Raw genomic sequence first — 17,024 nt, forward strand, 5'->3', positions numbered from 1 at the left:
AAATAAATAAAATATTGACTTTATTTTGTAAAAATCATATAATAGCGTTTGTGTAAAATATAGCAGCCTTAGTGGTCACCTTTATGTGCTCATTTTGTTCCTCTAATAAAGAGGTGTATCGTGTAACTCTTAGCTGCTAGAGCGAGGATACATGAAAACAAAATGGCCGTAATTGTTGATTACGTCTGCTTTTATTTTACCTAAAATAAAAGCGAAGGAGGAGCATTTAATGGCTCGTTACACAGGTCCAACTTGGAAAATTTCCCGCCGCCTTGGCATTTCGTTAAGCGGCACAGGCAAAGAATTGCAGAAACGTCCTTACCCACCAGGACAACATGGTCCAGGTCAACGCAAAAAACTTTCTGAGTACGGTTTGCAATTGCAAGAGAAGCAAAAACTCCGCCATATGTACGGCGTGAACGAACGTCAATTCCGCAAAACGTTCGACGAAGCTGGCAAAATGGCTGGTAAACACGGGGAAAACTTCATGATTCTGCTTGAATCTCGTCTTGACAACCTTGTTTACCGTTTAGGCTTTGCGCGCACACGCCGTCAAGCTCGTCAATTAGTCAACCACGGCCACATTTTAGTCGACGGCAACCGCGTAGACATTCCGTCTTATCGCGTCAAACCTGGCCAAACGATTGCAGTTCGTGAAAAATCGCGCAATTTGCAAATCATTAAAGAAGCGTTAGAAATCAACAACTTTGTACCAGACTACTTAACGTTAGACGCTGAAAAATTAGAAGGTACTTACACTCGTTTCCCTGAGCGTTCTGAACTGCCTGCAGAAATCAACGAAGCGCTAATCGTTGAGTTCTATTCTCGTTAATGAAAAAATCCCCTCTGCTGATGCAGAGGGGATTTTTTCAGTAGCGAATTAAGTAATATTTTTTCTTCCCGCGGCGAATCACTGTGAATTGTCCTTCGATACGATCTTCATGCGTTAATACTTTATTCACGTCTGACACTCTTTCGCCATTCACATAAATGGCGCCATTCGCCAAATCTTCGCGTGCTTGCCGCTTCGATGGCACGATTTGCGCCAGGACAAGCAATTCCACGAGCGCGATGTCGTCACCGTTGTATTCAAACGATGGAACGTCTTTAAATCCTTGCGCAATCTCATCCGCCGTCAGCTCGGAAATGCTGCCGCTAAAGAGCGCCTCCGAAATCTTTACCGCTTGCCGAAGCGCTTCTTCCCCATGAACAAGCTTCGTTACTTCTTCTGCCAGCGCTTTTTGTGCTGCCCGTTTTTCTGGCGCTTCTTGCAATTCTTTCTCTAACTGTTCGATTTCTTCTTTCGTTAAGAACGTAAAGTATTTCAAGTATTTGATGACATCGCGGTCATCGGTGTTAATCCAAAACTGGTAAAACTCATACGGCGACGTCTTTTCTTTGTCTAGCCAAATCGTGCCGCTTTCTGTTTTTCCGAATTTCGTGCCATCCGCTTTTGTCACGAGCGGAATCGTTAAGCCGAACGCTTTCGCCTCTTCCTCCGTTTTACGAATCAACTCTAACCCCGCGGTAATATTGCCCCATTGGTCGCTGCCACCAATTTGCAATTTACAGTTTTCTTTTTTGTAGAGCTGCAAAAAGTCAAGCGACTGCAAAATCATATAACTAAATTCCGTAAAGGAAATGCCTGTTTCAATGCGCGATTGCACCGATTCTTTCGCAAGCATGTAATTAAGGCCGAAATTTTTGCCGACATCGCGCAAAAACGAAATGACATCCAATGGGCCAATCCAGTCATAGTTGTTCGCGATCACCGCTGGATTGTCCGCTACTTCAAAATCTAAAAAACGAGAAAGCTGTTCTTTAATTTTTTCGCTCCATTGCTCAACGACTTCTTTTGCATTCAACGTCCGCTCGCTTTTTTTGCCGCTTGGGTCGCCAATTAACCCCGTCGCCCCACCAACAAGCGCGATTGGACGATGCCCCGCTAATTGAAACCGTCGTAACGTTAAAATCGGCAATAAGCTTCCGATATGCAAACTGTCAGCCGTCGGGTCAAACCCGCAATATAAACTAACCGTTTCCTCCGCTAACAGCTTCTCTAACCCTTCGCGATCCGTGACTTGGTTGATCAATCCTCGCCATTCTAACTCTTTTAATAAATCCATGCTTCTCACCTCTTCTTAAAATAAAAAACTCGCCCCTCAACGAAGGGACGAGTGTTGTTCGCGGTACCACCCTACTTAGAGAGCATCAAGCTCTCTCACTTCATTTCGATAACGGCACAACCGTCTTTTGCTACTGGGCGCTGCTGTTCGCAAAAGAAGCTCGAGGACGTAATTCATGCTTATCTTTGCACTGGTTCGCACCACCCACCAGCTCTCTGAAGCAGGGAGATAACCACTACTCATTCCTGTCATCGCTTTTCTGTATCGTTTTTTCGATATACATGTTTTTACCACAATCCCCCCGAATTGTCAAACTGCTTAACAGAAAAATGACAAAAAAACATAATATTAGACAAGCGGTATGGTATAATAAAAGTAATTTTCAGACGTATACGGAGGATCTGTATGGAGCAAGAAAAACAGCCTATTTCCTTTCCAAATTTGTTGCGACGGTTATACATTACATACGAAATTGCATGGAACGTGCTGCTTGTGCTCGCTGTTGTATTGCTTTGTGCCGTTTCCTTTTCGTTCGGTGTCGGTGCCGGCTACTTTGCTTCTTTAGTAAAAGATATGCGTATCCCGTCGTATACTGAAATGAAAAAAGATATTTATAACTACGAGGAAACGACACACATTTATTTTGCGAATCGCGTCTATTTAGGGAGCTTCCGTTCCGATATCGAGCGGGAAGAAGTTGCTTTAAAAGACGTTTCCCCTTATGTCACTAAAGCAATTATTGCAACCGAAGACGAGTATTTTTACGAACATAAAGGCGTCGTGCCAAAGGCGATTATTCGCGCCTTATTTCAAGAAGCGACAAATTCTTCTCTTCGAACAGGTGGAAGTACGTTAACCCAACAGCTCGTCAAAAATCAAATTTTAACGAACGAAGTGTCGTTTGAGCGAAAAGCAAAAGAAATTTTGCTCGCGCTTCGTCTCGAACATTTTTTTAGCAAAGATGAAATTTTAGAAGCGTATTTAAATGTCGTCCCGTTCGGAAGAAACTCATCCGGCCGCAATATTGCCGGCATTCAAGCGGCTGCTCAAGGCGTATTCGGTGTGAATGCGAAAGATTTAAATTTGGCACAAGCCGCCTTTTTGGCAGGACTTCCACAAAGCCCGTTCGGATATACTCCGTTTACGAGCGACGGCGAAGTGAAGAAAGATCTTTCCCCGGCATTACAGCGCATGAAAACCGTTTTAAACCGAATGAAAAAAGCTGGTTACATTTCCGAAAGACAATACAACGAAGCGTTGACGTACGATGTCGCTAAACATCTTGCTCCACCGAAGCCATCACCGTTTGAAAAATATCCGTGGCTAACGATGGAAATTGAACAGCGAGCAAAAGCCATTTTAGCCGATGTATTGGCGAAAAAAGACGGCTATACAAAAAAAGATTTGCAAACCAACCCTTCTTTATACGAAGAATATAAGACAAAAGCAGAAAAACAATTGCGGCAAAACGGATACGACATTTATACAACGATCGATAAAGACATTTACGACCGAATGCAAGAAGTTGTCGCAAAATATCCGTATTTCGGAAGCGACATCATGAAACGAGAAAAAGATAAAAAAACAGGAAAAATCGTCACAAAAGTGGAGCCGGTCGAAGTTGGAGCGATGCTTATTGAAAACCAAACCGGACGCATTATTAGCTTCGTCGGAGGACGAGATTATCACCGCGAGCAGCTGAATCACGCGACGCAAGCGTATCGTTCAAACGGTTCGACGATGAAGCCGCTTTTAGTGTATGCACCAGCGATGGAGATGGGAATCGTTCAACCAGGATCAGTAATTCCAGATATTGACTTACTAGTACAAACTCCAAGCGGCTCGTACAGCCCAAAAAACGCTGACCGGAGGACACATGGGTTCGTATCCGTCCGCCGCGCGCTGCAATACTCCTATAACATTCCGGCAGTGCGCACATACATGAAAACAATCAGTCAGCGCCCGATTACGTATTTGGAAAAAATGGGATTTACGAGCTTAACGAGAGCGGACGCAACGAACCTATCAATGGCGCTCGGCGCATTAACGAAAGGGGTAACGGTAGAAGAAAACGTGAACGCTTATGCAACGTTCGGCAATTACGGCACATTTGTCGATGCGTATTTAATCGAAAAAATTGTTGCCAAAGACGGACAAGTCGTCTATGAACATAAAAGCGAGCCAGTCAACGTCTTTTCGCCACAAACCGCGTATTTAACAATCGACATGATGCGTGACGTCATTCGTCAAGGGACCGCGGCTTCGCTTCCATCATTTTTAAAATTCCATGCCGACTGGGCGGGAAAAACCGGAACGGGACAAGACAATAAAGATGCATGGTTTGTTGCAACAAATCCGAACGTCACGTTTGGTACGTGGATCGGGTACGATACGCCACGGCCGCTAGAGCTGAAATATAAAGGATTGTCCTACAGCAAACGAAACTTATTATTATGGGCGCAGCTCATGAACGCTGCTTACGACGTTAAACCGGATTTGGTCGCGCCCAAACAGCGATTTAATATGCCGGGTGGCATTGTTCGCCGCGCCTACTGCACCGTATCAGGGCTCATTCCGTCTGCGATGTGCGAAAAAGCTGGTTTAGTCAGCTACGATTTATATAACGCCAAATTTGTGCCGACAGAAGAGGATCATTCGTTAACGAGCGGAAAATTTGTCGAAGTCAATGGAAAACGGTACGCGGCGCTTCCGACAACGCCACAAGAATTTACAAGCGAAGGGGTAGGATTTAATGCACAAGTGCTCGAAGAATGGGGAATAAAAGATACTGATCTTACGAAACTATTCCCGGATTCAGCGCAATGGAAAAACGTTGCTGTCTTTGCGGAGTTGAAAGAAAACGGCAAACGTCCCGACCCGCCTGTGGCGCAATTGTCTGGCAAAACGTTGACATGGACAGCACATCGCGAGCTAGATGTCGTCGGCTATCGAGTGTATCGTGCGGAACAAGAAGGCTTGCCATTTCAAGTAGCTGCCGCCATCAAAGCTGGCCCGTCGCCGTCGTTTACCATTCCTTCCGCAGCCGGCGTCTATTACGTCACCGCTGTAGATATTAGCGGAAATGAATCTTTGCCGTCCAACCTTATTTCTCTTGCTACGCCAGTAAACACACAAGAAAAAACGGACAATGCAGCGACAAATCAAAATGAGCAGTAGACGAAAGCAAAGGGACTGACCTCAAACGTCAGCCCCCTTTGCTTTTTAGTCTTCCATTGTCGACAAGTCTCCTGTTGGCAAGTTCAATTCCCACGCTTTTAAGACGCGGCGCATAATTTTTCCGCTGCGCGTTTTCGGTAATTTATCGCGAAACTCGATTTCTCGCGGTGCCGCGTGAGCTGCCAGTCCTTTTTTCACAAACTGGCGAATATCTTCAATGAGTTCCTCGGAAGGTTCATAGCCCTCGCGAAGCGAAATAAATGCCTTAATGATTTCGCCGCGAACCGGATCTGGTTTGCCGATGACGCCTGCTTCAGCGACGGCTGGATGTTCGACAAGTTTGCTTTCGACTTCAAACGGTCCAACCCTCTCACCTGATGTCATAATGACGTCATCGATACGGCCTTGGAACCAGAAGTAACCGTCCTCGTCCATGTAAGCCGAGTCACCGGAAACATACCAATCGCCGATGAAGTACGATTCATATTTTTGCGGATTGTTCCAAATCGTCTTCATCATTGACGGCCAGCCTTTGCGAATGGCCAAATTCCCCATCCGATAAGGAGGAAGCTCATTGCCATGATCGTCGATAATCGCCGCTTTGACCCCCGGAATCGGCTTGCCCATCGAGCCTGGCTTAATTTCCATGCACGGATAGTTACAAATGAGCTGCGCTCCCGTTTCTGTCATCCACCATGTATCATGGATGCGGCGATGGAACACTTTCATCCCCCAGCGAACGACTTCCGGATTTAACGGTTCACCGACGCTTAAAATATGGCGCAATGAGCTTAAATCAAATTTTTTCACCAACTCATCGCCTGCTCCCATCAACATGCGGAATGCCGTTGGCGCACTGTACCAAACGGTCACACCGTAGTCTTCAATCGTTTTATACCATGTTTCTGGGCTGAACCGTCCGCCGACGATGACGTTGGAAGCGCCGCACAACCACGGACCGAAAATGCCATATGATGTCCCTGTTACCCAACCTGGGTCCGCCGTACACCAGTAGACGTCGTCTTCTTTTAAATCAAGTACCCATTTTGCTGTTTGATAATGTTGAATCATTGCATTATGCACGTGCAAAACGCCTTTTGGCTTTCCAGTCGAACCAGACGTATAATGCAAAATGAGTCCGTCTTGCCGGTCAACCCACTCAATATCAAAATGTTTGCTCGCTTCGCTCATCCGCTTTTTAAAGTCAACGTATGGTCCTTCTTCAACAATATCGTCGCCGACAAGTAAGACGTGTTTTAGCGCTGGTAACTCATTGACCGGAACGCGTGGAAGCAGCTCTTTTGTTGTCACGATCACTTTCGCTTCGCTGTCTTCTAACCGGTCGCGCACCGCTCCTTCCATGAACGCTTCAAACAATGGACCAACAATCGCTCCGACTTTGATTGCGCCAAGAACGGCAAAATACAATTCTGGAGAGCGCGGCATAAAAATAAATACACGGTCACCTTTTTCCACGTCCGCGACTTGTTTAAATACGTTCGCTGCTTTGTTTGACCACTCTTTCATTTCTTTAAACGTATATTTTTCTTCTCTCGAAGCGTCGCGATAATAAAGCGCCACTTTATTTTTCCGGAACGTTTCTACGTGGCGGTCAATCGCTTCATAGGCCATATTCACCCGTCCTGTTTCCGCCCATGAAAACTGCTTTTCTGTTTCCGACCAGTCGAATGTTCGATACGTTTCGTCATAGTTTTTTAAATTGTGTTCCCCTTGTATGACCGGTAGCATCTCTACTTTCATTCCCCTAGTTCCCCCTTTATGTAAGTGATTACATTCCCATTATAGTACAACTTTTTTAATTTCTCAATTTTTAAAAAATTTTATTTTGGAAATAAAGAAATTTTTTTGAAAACGCTTTAACTTTTCGGTTTTTATGTATAATGAGAGATAGAAAACTTAGTCAGGTGGTGGCTAAATGGAACATAAGAAAACATATAATGCCAAAGAATTAAAAACACCGAAAGGCACGCTTATTATCGAAGGGCCTGTACCGGCTGAAAAATTAGCAGCCTATGAATTTCATCGTGATTTAACCGCCTTCCGTCAACCCGAACAGCAACATCAAGCATTAATCGACATCGCTCGTCTTCCTGAAGGGAGAATTATTATTGCCCGGCATCATCAAACGATCGTCGGCTATGTGACATTTTTGTATCCTGACCCGCTCGAGCGCTGGTCGGAAGGGAAGATGGAAAATTTAATTGAATTAGGTGCGATCGAAGTCATTCCTGAATTTCGCGGCTATCAAGTCGGCAAAAACTTATTGATTGTGTCGATGATGGACGATGCGATGGAAGACTATATTATCATTACAACGGAGTATTATTGGCATTGGGATTTGAAGCGGACAGGCCTTAACGTATGGGAATACCGAAAAGTCATGGAGAAAATGATGAATGCCGGCGGCCTCGTTTGGTATGCGACCGATGATCCAGAGATATGCTCCCATCCGGCAAACTGTTTAATGGCCCGCATCGGAAAACGGGTCGATCAAGAATCGATTCAAAAATTTGACCGCCTTCGGTTTATGAATCGGTTTATGTATTAGGGGAAAACAAAGGGGGAGAGTTACGAATGATTGTCGAGCAAATCATGAAAACAAACGTGGCAACGCTTCAGCCACATCAGACGATTGCCGAAGCGATGCAGTTATTAAAACAGCACCGAATCCGCCATCTTCCGATCGTTGACGATGAACAACATGTCGTCGGCATTGTGACCGACCGCGATATTCGCGATGTAAGTCCGTCCATTTTCCACGCATGCGAACATTTAGAGGATTTTGAAAAACCGGTTAGCACGATTATGAAAACCGATGTGATTACTGGTCATCCGCTCGATTTCGTCGAAGAAATCGCTGCTTTGTTTTACGAACATCGCATTAGCTGTTTACCGATTACGAAAGACGGGAAACTCGTCGGCATTATTACGGAAACGGATTTATTATATACGCTTGTGCAACTAACAGGGGCGCACCAACCTGGCTCACAAATCGAAGTGAAAGTGCCAAATTTGAGCGGCATGTTAAGCGAAGTAACGGCCGTTTTTGCGAAACGAAATGTCAATATCGCCAGCGTCCTCGTCTATCCTGACAAAGATGAGCGCTATAAAATTCTTGTGTTTCGCATTCAAACGATGAACCCGATTCAAGTAATCGCCGATTTAAAAAACGCAGGGTATACCGTATTATGGCCGAATTTGCCGGGGGTTTCATCATGAACAAAGATTGCGTGTTTGTGTATTCAGATGACTTCCAGCTTTACAAATTTCACGACGCGCATCCGTTCAATCAGTTACGCGTCAAATTGACGTATGAATTGTTGCGGGAGATGAAGGCACTAGCGGACGACCAAATTGTTTCACCGCGCATGGCGACAGACGAAGAACTCGAGCTCATTCATGACCGCGCGTATATCGATGCGGTGAAAGCTGCCGGGCAAGGACGGTTGTCGGAAGATGTCGCGATGAATTACGGGCTTGGCACAGAAGACACGCCTATTTTTCCGAATATGCACGAGGCAAGCGCGTTGTTAGTAGGGGCGACGTTAACCGCGGTCGATTATGTCGTGTCAGGAAAAGCGCAGCACGCGCTAAGTTTAGGCGGTGGGCTTCATCACGGCTTTCGCGGCAAAGCATCTGGCTTTTGCATTTACAACGACAGCGCGGTAGCAATTAAATATATGCAAGAACGATACGGACTCCGCGTCTTATATGTCGATACGGACGCCCATCACGGCGACGGGGTGCAATGGGCGTTTTACGACGATCCGAACGTTTGCACATTTTCGATTCACGAAACGGGAAGATATTTGTTTCCGGGAACAGGAAATATTACAGAGCGGGGACAAGGGAAAGGATACGGGTTTTCATTCAACATTCCGGTCGATGCGTTTACGGAAGATGAGTCATGGTTAGAGGCGTATACACAGGCGTTTCGGGAAATTGCCGCTTTTTTCAAACCGGACATTATTTTAACGCAAAATGGAGCCGATGCCCATTATTATGATCCGCTCACCCATTTATCGGTGACGATGAAAACGTACCGGGAAATTCCAAAAATCGCACATGAAATCGCTCACGAATATTGCGGGGGACGCTGGGTGGCAGTCGGCGGAGGAGGATATGATATTTGGCGGGTCGTTCCGCGCGCTTGGGCGCTCATCTGGCTGGAAATGACGGAACAATCAAACATTTCAGGCAACCTCCCGAAAACATGGCTCGATAAATGGCAGCCGCACGCGCCGGTACCGCTGCCGCTGGAATGGGACGATCCGGAAACGTTATATCCACCGATTCCGCGCAGGGCAGAAATTACCGAGAAAAATGCCCAAACCGTCGAAAAAGCGCTCTATCCGATTCGCAGCCAGCGCTCGAATATGAAACAAAGCCTATGAAACGCTCATAGGCTTTGTTTTCTTTATTTCGTCGATTGGCGATATTCAATGCGGTGCGGTAAGACGACGATATGGTTTTCGACATGCTCTTTATTCATGTATTTTGTGAGCAGGCGCATGGCGACGGCACCGATGTCATACATTGGCTGAACGACGGTTGTTAGGCGCGGGCGCACCATCGTTGCCAGTCTTGTATTATCAAAGCCGATGACTTCCAATTGTTCCGGCACTTGCACGCCATGGTCTTGTGCGCCGTGAATAATGCCGAGCGCCATTTCATCGGTTCCGGCAAATACCGCTGTCGGCTTTTCTTCTAATTCCGCTATTTTTTCATACGCCTCAATGCCGGAATCGTACGAATAATCCCCTTCGACAATAAGCGCTTCATCGTAAGCGATGCCTTGCGCTTCTAACGCGCGGCGATATCCTGCCAGCTTTTTAGTATTGATTGGGTCGTTTGCCGGCCCTGTAATATAAGCAACGCGCGTATGCCCTTTTTCCAGAAAATGTATTACTGCTTCAAACGCTGCCTGCTCGTAATCGATGTTGACAGACGGAATGAGATGATTTTCTTCAATCGTCGCTGCTAAAACAATTGGCACGTCCGATTTTTGAAATTCGTTCACATGCTCTTCTGTAATGTTGCCGCCCATAAACAAAATGCCGTCCACTTGCTTCGCAAGCATCGTGTTGAGCAAATGCAGCTCTTTCTCTTTATTTTGATCGGAGTTGCTTAAAATGATATTATATTTATACATCGTCGCAATGTCTTCAATCCCGCGGGCCAATTCGGCGAAAAAGATGCTCGAAATGTCAGGGATAATGACGCCAACCGTCGTCGTTTTTTTGCTTGCAAGCCCGCGAGCGACTGCGTTTGGCCGATACCCTAACCGCTCAATCGCTTCCAATACTTTTTTTCTTGTGGATGGTTTCACATTCGGGTTTCCATTGACGACGCGCGACACGGTCGCCATCGACACGTTTGCCTCCCGCGCCACATCATAAATCGTTACATTCATTTCTTTTCACTCCTCAATCTATTTTCTCACACCGCAAATCTTGCCTATTTATGTAGATTTATCATACGATACATTATCGCCTAATCGCAACGTCTTCGCAAACATTTTGCAAATGTTTTCATCATTACGCAAAAACTCTAGTTTGGCAGGTGACAGGCACAACAATGGATAGGACTTTGCCCCACGGATCGTAGCTGTAACTAGCCACCGTCGCTCCATTTTCGTCCACGATACGCATGACATCGCCGCGATAGTTTGTCACATAGTAGAAGGTGTTGCCGTTTGAATTCGTGACGGTGTTCGGCTTTCCATTCGCCCACGTAAACGCCCACACCGTTTGTCCGTTATCATCGGTGATACGGATTAAGTTCGAGCCGTCATAGTGGTAATGGTACGTGACGTCATTCACCGTTTTCGTTTTCCGCAAGCCGTCTGGATGGTACGTGAAGCTGGCGATGGTATTGCCGTTTAAGTCTTTGACGGTAAGCAGGCGGCCTTCTCCGTCTCATGTGTATTGGTAGCGGTCGTCCTTGAGAAGATTGCCGGCGTCATCATACGTAAACACTTTGATTTTTTCAACACGTGCCTGGCACCCTAATCTAAAACGAAACAACAGATTTCAGGCACGTTTCGCAGTCCCGAAGATGTTCATATTTTTGCCTCATGCGCAGCATGTCGACTCCTTAACTTAAAAAGAGCGATTCCATCATTGAAAATACCCTTTTGGTTTTGATTATTCCAGAATTTATCTAGTAATAAACTGAATAGTTACAGACGATTTTGTTATTATTCTCAAAGTAGGAACACTTAATATTTAAAAAACATGAGTAATTTCAATTTGAGATACAATATCTTTTAATTTTTCTTCACCAATCCACGCATTATCTATAAAATCACTTACGTTTGTATATTCTTGATGATTCAAATTATAGTACTTTGTAAAACAAATACCCACTTGAGTATTCGTTATTGAATAACGCTCATCATTATAGATAAATTCTATATCATGTCCAATTTCTATAAGTTCTATTAATCTTTCTAAACTCATATTTTATCTCCTACCTCCTTCCTTTATTCATTGGTTCTGCTCCTCCTCTTTTAGGCTTTTTTCCGTCCCATTTCCATTTATGTCGATGAGGCCCCCAAGGATGGTGTTTCGGATTTCCGTGATCGCTATAATCCATGTCTTTTTTCGCCCTTCCCGCACTATCATAATATCTTCGTTGTATAACTTTTCCTTTCTTATCTCTTAAAGTTAAGCTTCCTTTTTTAGGGCCTCTAAGGGGCAAACTTTTCCTCATGTACAGTCCTGCTCCTATTGCAACACCATCGGCAATAGCTTGTCCTACAACAATAGCGATAGGAATCATCCAAGCAAACTTCCCATCCGGATCCACCAGCATCACCGGATTATCATTCGCATACGTATACGCATTTTGAGTGATCGGATCGTCTTTGTCTCCCGGATCTGGATCTCTTGAGATAAACCTCGCCGTCTCTGGATCATAGTAACGTGCCTGTAGGTAGTACAGCTTCGTTTCCCTATCATAATAATATCCCGCATACCCTAGCGGTTGTCCAGCTACTGCCGCATTTTCCGAAACCGAAAGCACTTTGCCCCATGGGTCGTAGCTGTAATTGGCGACCGTCGCGCCGTTTTCGTCGACAATGCGGACGACATCGCCGCGGTAGTTCGTGACATAGTAGAATGTATCGCCATTCGCATTCGTCACCGTATTTGGCTTGCCATTCACCCATGTGAACGCCCATACGGTTTGGCCACTATCATTCGTAATGCGGATTAAGTCCGAGCCGTCATAGTGATAATGATACGTGACGCCATTGACTGTTTTCGTTTCTCTGAGTCCATCTGGACGATACGTGAAGCTGGCGACCTCGTTGCCGTTTACGTCTTTGACTGAAAGCAGGCGTCCTTCTCCGTCCCATGTATATTGGTAACGGTCGTCTTGCAGAAGGTTGCCGGCGTCATCATACGTAAACCCTTCGACTTCATTGGCCGCATTAAACGTCAACGTCTTGCCATGCGGATTTTTCAAGTTCCCCGCCGCGTCGTAGTCGTATGGAACAGTGTTGCCTTGGTACGTCCATGACTTCAAGCGGTTGGCGAAATCGTACGTAAACGTATGTGTATTGGTGCCATCGAAGTAGCTGACAATGTTGTCATCGGCGTCGTATCCGTACGTCAAATCCAACGCGTCGCCGCCGATAACACGCTGGGCGGTTAATCGTCCCCCATCATCATAGGATGAATAAACATGGAAGAAAGACGTATTAGCGCTATTTTTCAAACTTGTACGGATTGGCAGGCCTTTTTCATTGTAATAAAACTCGGTCGTTTGGCCTGTCGGCACTTGAATGGACGTTAGATGCTGTAAGACGTCGTATCCAAATGTCGTGGTATATGAATGGCCGCCAGTCGTTTCCACATAGGAACTGCGCAGTCCGTTCGATGAGCTGTTTGAATCTGTCACATAGTTGTTTTGCAGCTGGTACCCGCTCGGTTCTTGAGACGTCTTCAAGCGGCTGTACGTGTCATACGTGAACGAATACGTTTGGCCGTTCGCGTCAATGCTCGTCACATTTCCGGCATAATCGTACGTATACGATGCGATCTTTTGGTCATTGACCCATTTTTCCGTCAGTTGATTTTTGCGGTCATATTGAAACTCCTGCTTCGAAAGGGTCGTCGTGCCTTTTCCTTTTTCAATGGTTTTAAGGTTTCCGCTACTGTCATAATCATACTTAATAAATTTGCCTAACGGATCTTGTTCTAACGTCAATTGGTTAATGGCATTATAATCAAACGTTGTGACGTTATTTCTTGGATCCGTACGAGTTTTCAAGTTCCCTTGCGTATCGTACGTATACTGGGTCGTAATGCTTTGTTGTCCTGACGGATCGACCATTGTCACAGATTTTAGTTGATCCAAATAAGTGTAAGTGTATGTTGTGTTTCGTCCAGCCGGTGTTGTGACGGATGTCTCGTTTCCATTCGCATCGTAACCGTACGATGTCGTTTGGTTCCATTCATCCGTTTCCGCTGTGACAAAATTGCCATCTGCACTATATGTCGTGGTCGAAGTCGAAGCCCGTTCTTCCAGCTTCATATTGTCAAAATAGACCGTTCCGGCTTGGTTGTTATAAATTCCATAAATCTTCGCTTGGTTAAAATCTTTCGCCGCCCGGAACGTCTTTTTCACAAACTGCCATTGATCCGTCAATGTTTTGTCAAATGGAATCGTAAACGTTCCCGTTGTTCCATCCGTATACGTGAACGTCAACTGCAATGCAAAAGTACCTGTCGCATTTGGATTTTTCACATACGCCCAGCCGGACAATGTCAATGGATCGCCTTTTTTCCCACTGACGGAAACTTGTTGTCCGACATAACGGCTCGCACTGCTGACGCCATTAATTTTGACGGAATATTGTCCCGCTTTCTCTTGTTCGGTCGTCCGACCGTCTCCTGTGCCGAATGAGTTTAACGTCCAGTTGTCAGGTACAGCGCCGCTTCCTGCTTCCATACCGGCATTTTCGTTCGAAGCATATTCAGTGACAATCGATCCTTGATCCAACTGAATGCCATCGAAATACGCCGTTCCTGCTCCTGTAAAGATACATTCGATATGAATGTATGCCGTATTGCTTGGGGCCGTAAACGTATACGAAACCGGCAGCCAATCTCTTGTTCCTGTGACATAAGGGCTTCCATATACAATGGTATTTCCTGAGTTGTCTTTAATATATTGGTTGCTACTGTCTTTAAAATAAATTCGGATTCGCGCTCCTGATCCCGTAACATTCGTTGTTTTAATATATCCAGAGATTGTATACGTCTTGTCTGCTAGCGTCGTGCTAATCGGTACATCTTGGTAGTAATAGCGTGCCCCTTCGGTTCCCGTCAGCGTAATTTTGGCTGATTGAGTGCCAAATACATGGTCGGAGCTGATCGAATATTCACTACCGGTGCGAATCGTCCAGCCTGTCGGCAAGCTGTTCGTGCCAACAGATTCAAAGCTACTATTGACCACCGGATTGACCGCAAGCGACGATGGAGTCACCGACGACACAGTATTTCCATAACGATCATAGGTAAAGTAATCGGTTAAGCCTACATGGTTCGTCGAGAATAATAGATTGCTGACACTGTCGTATACGTTTTGCTCGGACAAACCAGAGCTTGTAGTCGAATCCGTTAAATTGGATTTGCTGTCATAATGATTGGTTACAGCCTCACCATCTGGTGCAACACTGTTCGTTAAATTTCCTTTGTCATCATAGTCGGATGAGGTTGTTGGACCACTGGCATCTCCTGTATCTTTGTTAGGTTCGATGACTTTTGTGATTTCATTATTTTTCCATTCATATTGTGTCTCCGATGGATGCTGCCCTTGGTAGTCTTCAATGATTTTCACAACATTAACAGTGGCTAAATCTTGATCAATGTTGCTTTGGTAATACGTTTTACTGTTATTAGCATCAGTAAACACCGTTTCATTGATCGAAGGGTAGTCGAGCTGCGCAAAGATGGTATCGGAACGTGGATCGATGACTTTGCTCACCCGATTCTGATCATCATACTCAAATTTTCCTGTATTTCCGTTTCCGTCTGTAATCGCGATTAATTGTTGTTGATCATTATAATCGAACGTAATCGTTTTATGCTCCGGACGGTTCGCCGCATACGTAATCGTCCGTAAACGATAGTGCCCATTTAAGCTATCATACGTAAACGTTGTTTCCGTTCCTCGGAAATCGGTGATTTTTTGTAGTCGGCCCGTCGTTGGATCATACGCCAAAGACAAATCGCGTCCCGTCGTTTCCGAGCCGAACCGCTCGCTAATTTTCGTGATTTGATTGGTCGTGCCATTAAATGTGTACAAAATCGTATTGCCTTTTTCGTCGACGACTTTCGTATTCCGGCCTTGCGAGTCGAAATAATAGAGCGTTTCGTCTGGTTCTTTGAGCGTGTATCCGCCATCCGCCGTGCTGTTCAATGCAAAGAATGTCCCTTCCGGCGCGGAGTACGCCGTGCCTGTATCGTACTGTTGTTTATTAAAATGATAATGTGTGCCGTTTTCATCAATATACTCCACGATCGTCTTGTCGCTGTTTGGAATCAGTTTCCGTTGCGCGCTGAATGTCCAGCGGTATCCATATACATCTTCAAAGTCCGAACGGCTGTTGTATACCATTTTTAAGTGAAAAGCATCTGTTCTTCCAGGAAGCGATAAAATCGGGATGTCATATACCATATTCCCGTTCATCACGTTCACAACGGCGGTTCCTTCACCGTTAAACAAGTCCGGTGTATACGTCCAGTAATCGGTAATCCCTAATAGTTTCTTTGAACGGTAGGAAATAACTAGTTTCGGCTTTCCATACGGCGATCCGTCGGAACTATTCCATTCCGTCGAGTGGAATAATTTTTGGTCAGCAGTGGCTTCTACTGTATCATCTGTTTTTAAGACGACACCATCGTTTGGAACCGTTCCGTCATACCATTTTTTACTAAATCAGAAACTGCAAAATACGTATATCCGACTTGCATTCCGGATTTGACAGAAATCGGCGTCGCGTCAAAGGTTGGCTGGTTGTTCCAAGTGATGGAAGAAGCGTTAAATGCACTCGTGACCTGATGAAGTTCAACAGGTACAGCATTGGATAATGCTGGATTGGGGTAATATTGATACACCCCCACACTGGCTCCTGTCACCTTCGCATTAGGGATTTGTGGCAACGTCCATTTTAAATACGTGCGTGTTTTCCCTAGACTCGGATCTTTCCCGACCGACAAATAATTTAAGTTGCCGTAATTGCTGGAAGTACCGCTTGCTACAAATGCGTCCTGTGCTTCGAACACATCGATCCAAGGGTCAATGACAACTGGATAGACGCGCTTCGGATCGGTTAAATACGACTCATCTGCTGTGACAGTGAGAATAAACCCATCGTCGACGGGTGTCACCTCTTGCGTGACTTGTTCTGACACATTTCCGTCCTTTGACGAATCATACATATACGGACGCTGGATATAAAATGGCTCTTCACCAAAAGTTGTACTTGATTTTTCATAACATGCTCTACTTATGTTTCCGAGGGAAAACCAGCTAACTAATGTTTTTTTGCATATACTTGTTCAGAGAAGTTTACCGTTTGTCAAGTACATGTTGTGGTGATGAACCTATAAAATAAAAACTTTCCTGTTTTTGCATCCGTAAATTCAATGGTTCCAGACTCTTGTTTCTCCGCTTTTAACCCTTGGG

At 45.2% G+C, this 17,024-nt stretch carries 12 protein-coding genes and 1 other annotated feature; of the genes, 5 read left to right on the top strand and 7 right to left on the bottom strand.

Going from position 1 to position 17,024, the window contains the following annotated elements; translation table 11 throughout:
- Positions 1–229 precede the first annotated feature (229 nt).
- Positions 230–832: a 30S ribosomal protein S4 gene (gene rpsD / locus M4I42_RS13870; RefSeq protein WP_268852704.1), complete on the top strand. Its 603-nt coding sequence runs from the start codon at positions 230–232 to the stop codon at positions 830–832.
- Positions 833–869: 37 nt separating this feature from the next.
- On the opposite strand, the gene tyrS is transcribed toward rpsD, so the two are convergent.
- Positions 870–2,126: a tyrosine--tRNA ligase gene (gene tyrS / locus M4I42_RS13875; RefSeq protein ID WP_268852705.1), complete on the bottom strand. Its 1,257-nt coding sequence runs from the start codon at positions 2,124–2,126 to the stop codon at positions 870–872.
- A 40-nt stretch (positions 2,127–2,166) separates the two neighbouring features.
- Positions 2,167–2,387: a binding site (T-box leader), on the bottom strand.
- Between the two features lie 144 nt (positions 2,388–2,531).
- On the opposite strand from tyrS, the gene M4I42_RS13880 reads away from it, so the two are divergent.
- Entirely contained in the window at positions 2,532–5,303 is a 2,772-nt protein-coding gene (locus tag M4I42_RS13880; protein WP_268852706.1) for a transglycosylase domain-containing protein, read from the top strand.
- 45 nt (positions 5,304–5,348) lie between these two features.
- Here M4I42_RS13880 and acsA read toward each other — a convergent pair whose 3' ends face one another.
- The gene (acsA, locus tag M4I42_RS13885; protein WP_268852707.1) at positions 5,349–7,064 is read right to left on the bottom strand and encodes an acetate--CoA ligase; all 1,716 of its coding nucleotides are present in this window, start codon (positions 7,062–7,064) and stop codon (positions 5,349–5,351) included.
- Positions 7,065–7,239: 175 nt separating this feature from the next.
- On the opposite strand from acsA, the gene M4I42_RS13890 reads away from it, so the two are divergent.
- The 3 genes from M4I42_RS13890 to M4I42_RS13900 are packed head-to-tail and all read left to right on the top strand — an operon-like array spanning position 7,240 to position 9,718.
- Positions 7,240–7,872, top strand: coding sequence for a GNAT family N-acetyltransferase (locus tag M4I42_RS13890; protein ID WP_268852708.1), 633 nt, complete (start codon positions 7,240–7,242; stop codon positions 7,870–7,872).
- Between the two features lie 26 nt (positions 7,873–7,898).
- Complete coding sequence (locus M4I42_RS13895; protein ID WP_268852709.1) at positions 7,899–8,543, top strand: acetoin utilization AcuB family protein; 645 nt, start codon at positions 7,899–7,901, stop codon at positions 8,541–8,543.
- Positions 8,540–9,718 (top strand): acetoin utilization protein AcuC, encoded by a 1,179-nt coding sequence (locus tag M4I42_RS13900; protein WP_268852710.1) that lies wholly within the window; start codon positions 8,540–8,542, stop codon positions 9,716–9,718. The genes M4I42_RS13895 and M4I42_RS13900 overlap by 4 nt, the downstream gene beginning before the upstream one ends.
- A 23-nt stretch (positions 9,719–9,741) precedes the next feature.
- On the opposite strand, the gene ccpA is transcribed toward M4I42_RS13900, so the two are convergent.
- From ccpA to M4I42_RS13925, 5 genes are all read right to left on the bottom strand, one after another.
- The gene (gene ccpA / locus M4I42_RS13905; protein WP_268852711.1) at positions 9,742–10,737 is read right to left on the bottom strand and encodes a catabolite control protein A; all 996 of its coding nucleotides are present in this window, start codon (positions 10,735–10,737) and stop codon (positions 9,742–9,744) included.
- A 124-nt stretch (positions 10,738–10,861) separates the two neighbouring features.
- Positions 10,862–11,146, bottom strand: coding sequence for a hypothetical protein (locus M4I42_RS13910; protein ID WP_268852712.1), 285 nt, complete (start codon positions 11,144–11,146; stop codon positions 10,862–10,864).
- Positions 11,147–11,551: 405 nt separating this feature from the next.
- On the bottom strand, positions 11,552–11,785 hold the full coding sequence (locus M4I42_RS13915) for a hypothetical protein (RefSeq protein ID WP_080859617.1): 234 nt from the start codon (positions 11,783–11,785) through the stop codon (positions 11,552–11,554).
- Positions 11,786–11,795: 10 nt separating this feature from the next.
- On the bottom strand, positions 11,796–16,025 hold the full coding sequence (locus M4I42_RS13920) for an RHS repeat-associated core domain-containing protein (protein WP_268852714.1): 4,230 nt from the start codon (positions 16,023–16,025) through the stop codon (positions 11,796–11,798).
- A 197-nt stretch (positions 16,026–16,222) separates the two neighbouring features.
- On the bottom strand, positions 16,223–16,750 hold the full coding sequence (locus M4I42_RS13925; protein WP_268852713.1) for a DNRLRE domain-containing protein: 528 nt from the start codon (positions 16,748–16,750) through the stop codon (positions 16,223–16,225).
- Positions 16,751–17,024 lie beyond the last annotated feature (274 nt).

This window comes from Anoxybacillus sp. J5B_2022, from assembly GCF_026847645.1.
Taxonomy (GTDB): Bacteria; Bacillota; Bacilli; order Bacillales; family Anoxybacillaceae; genus Anoxybacteroides.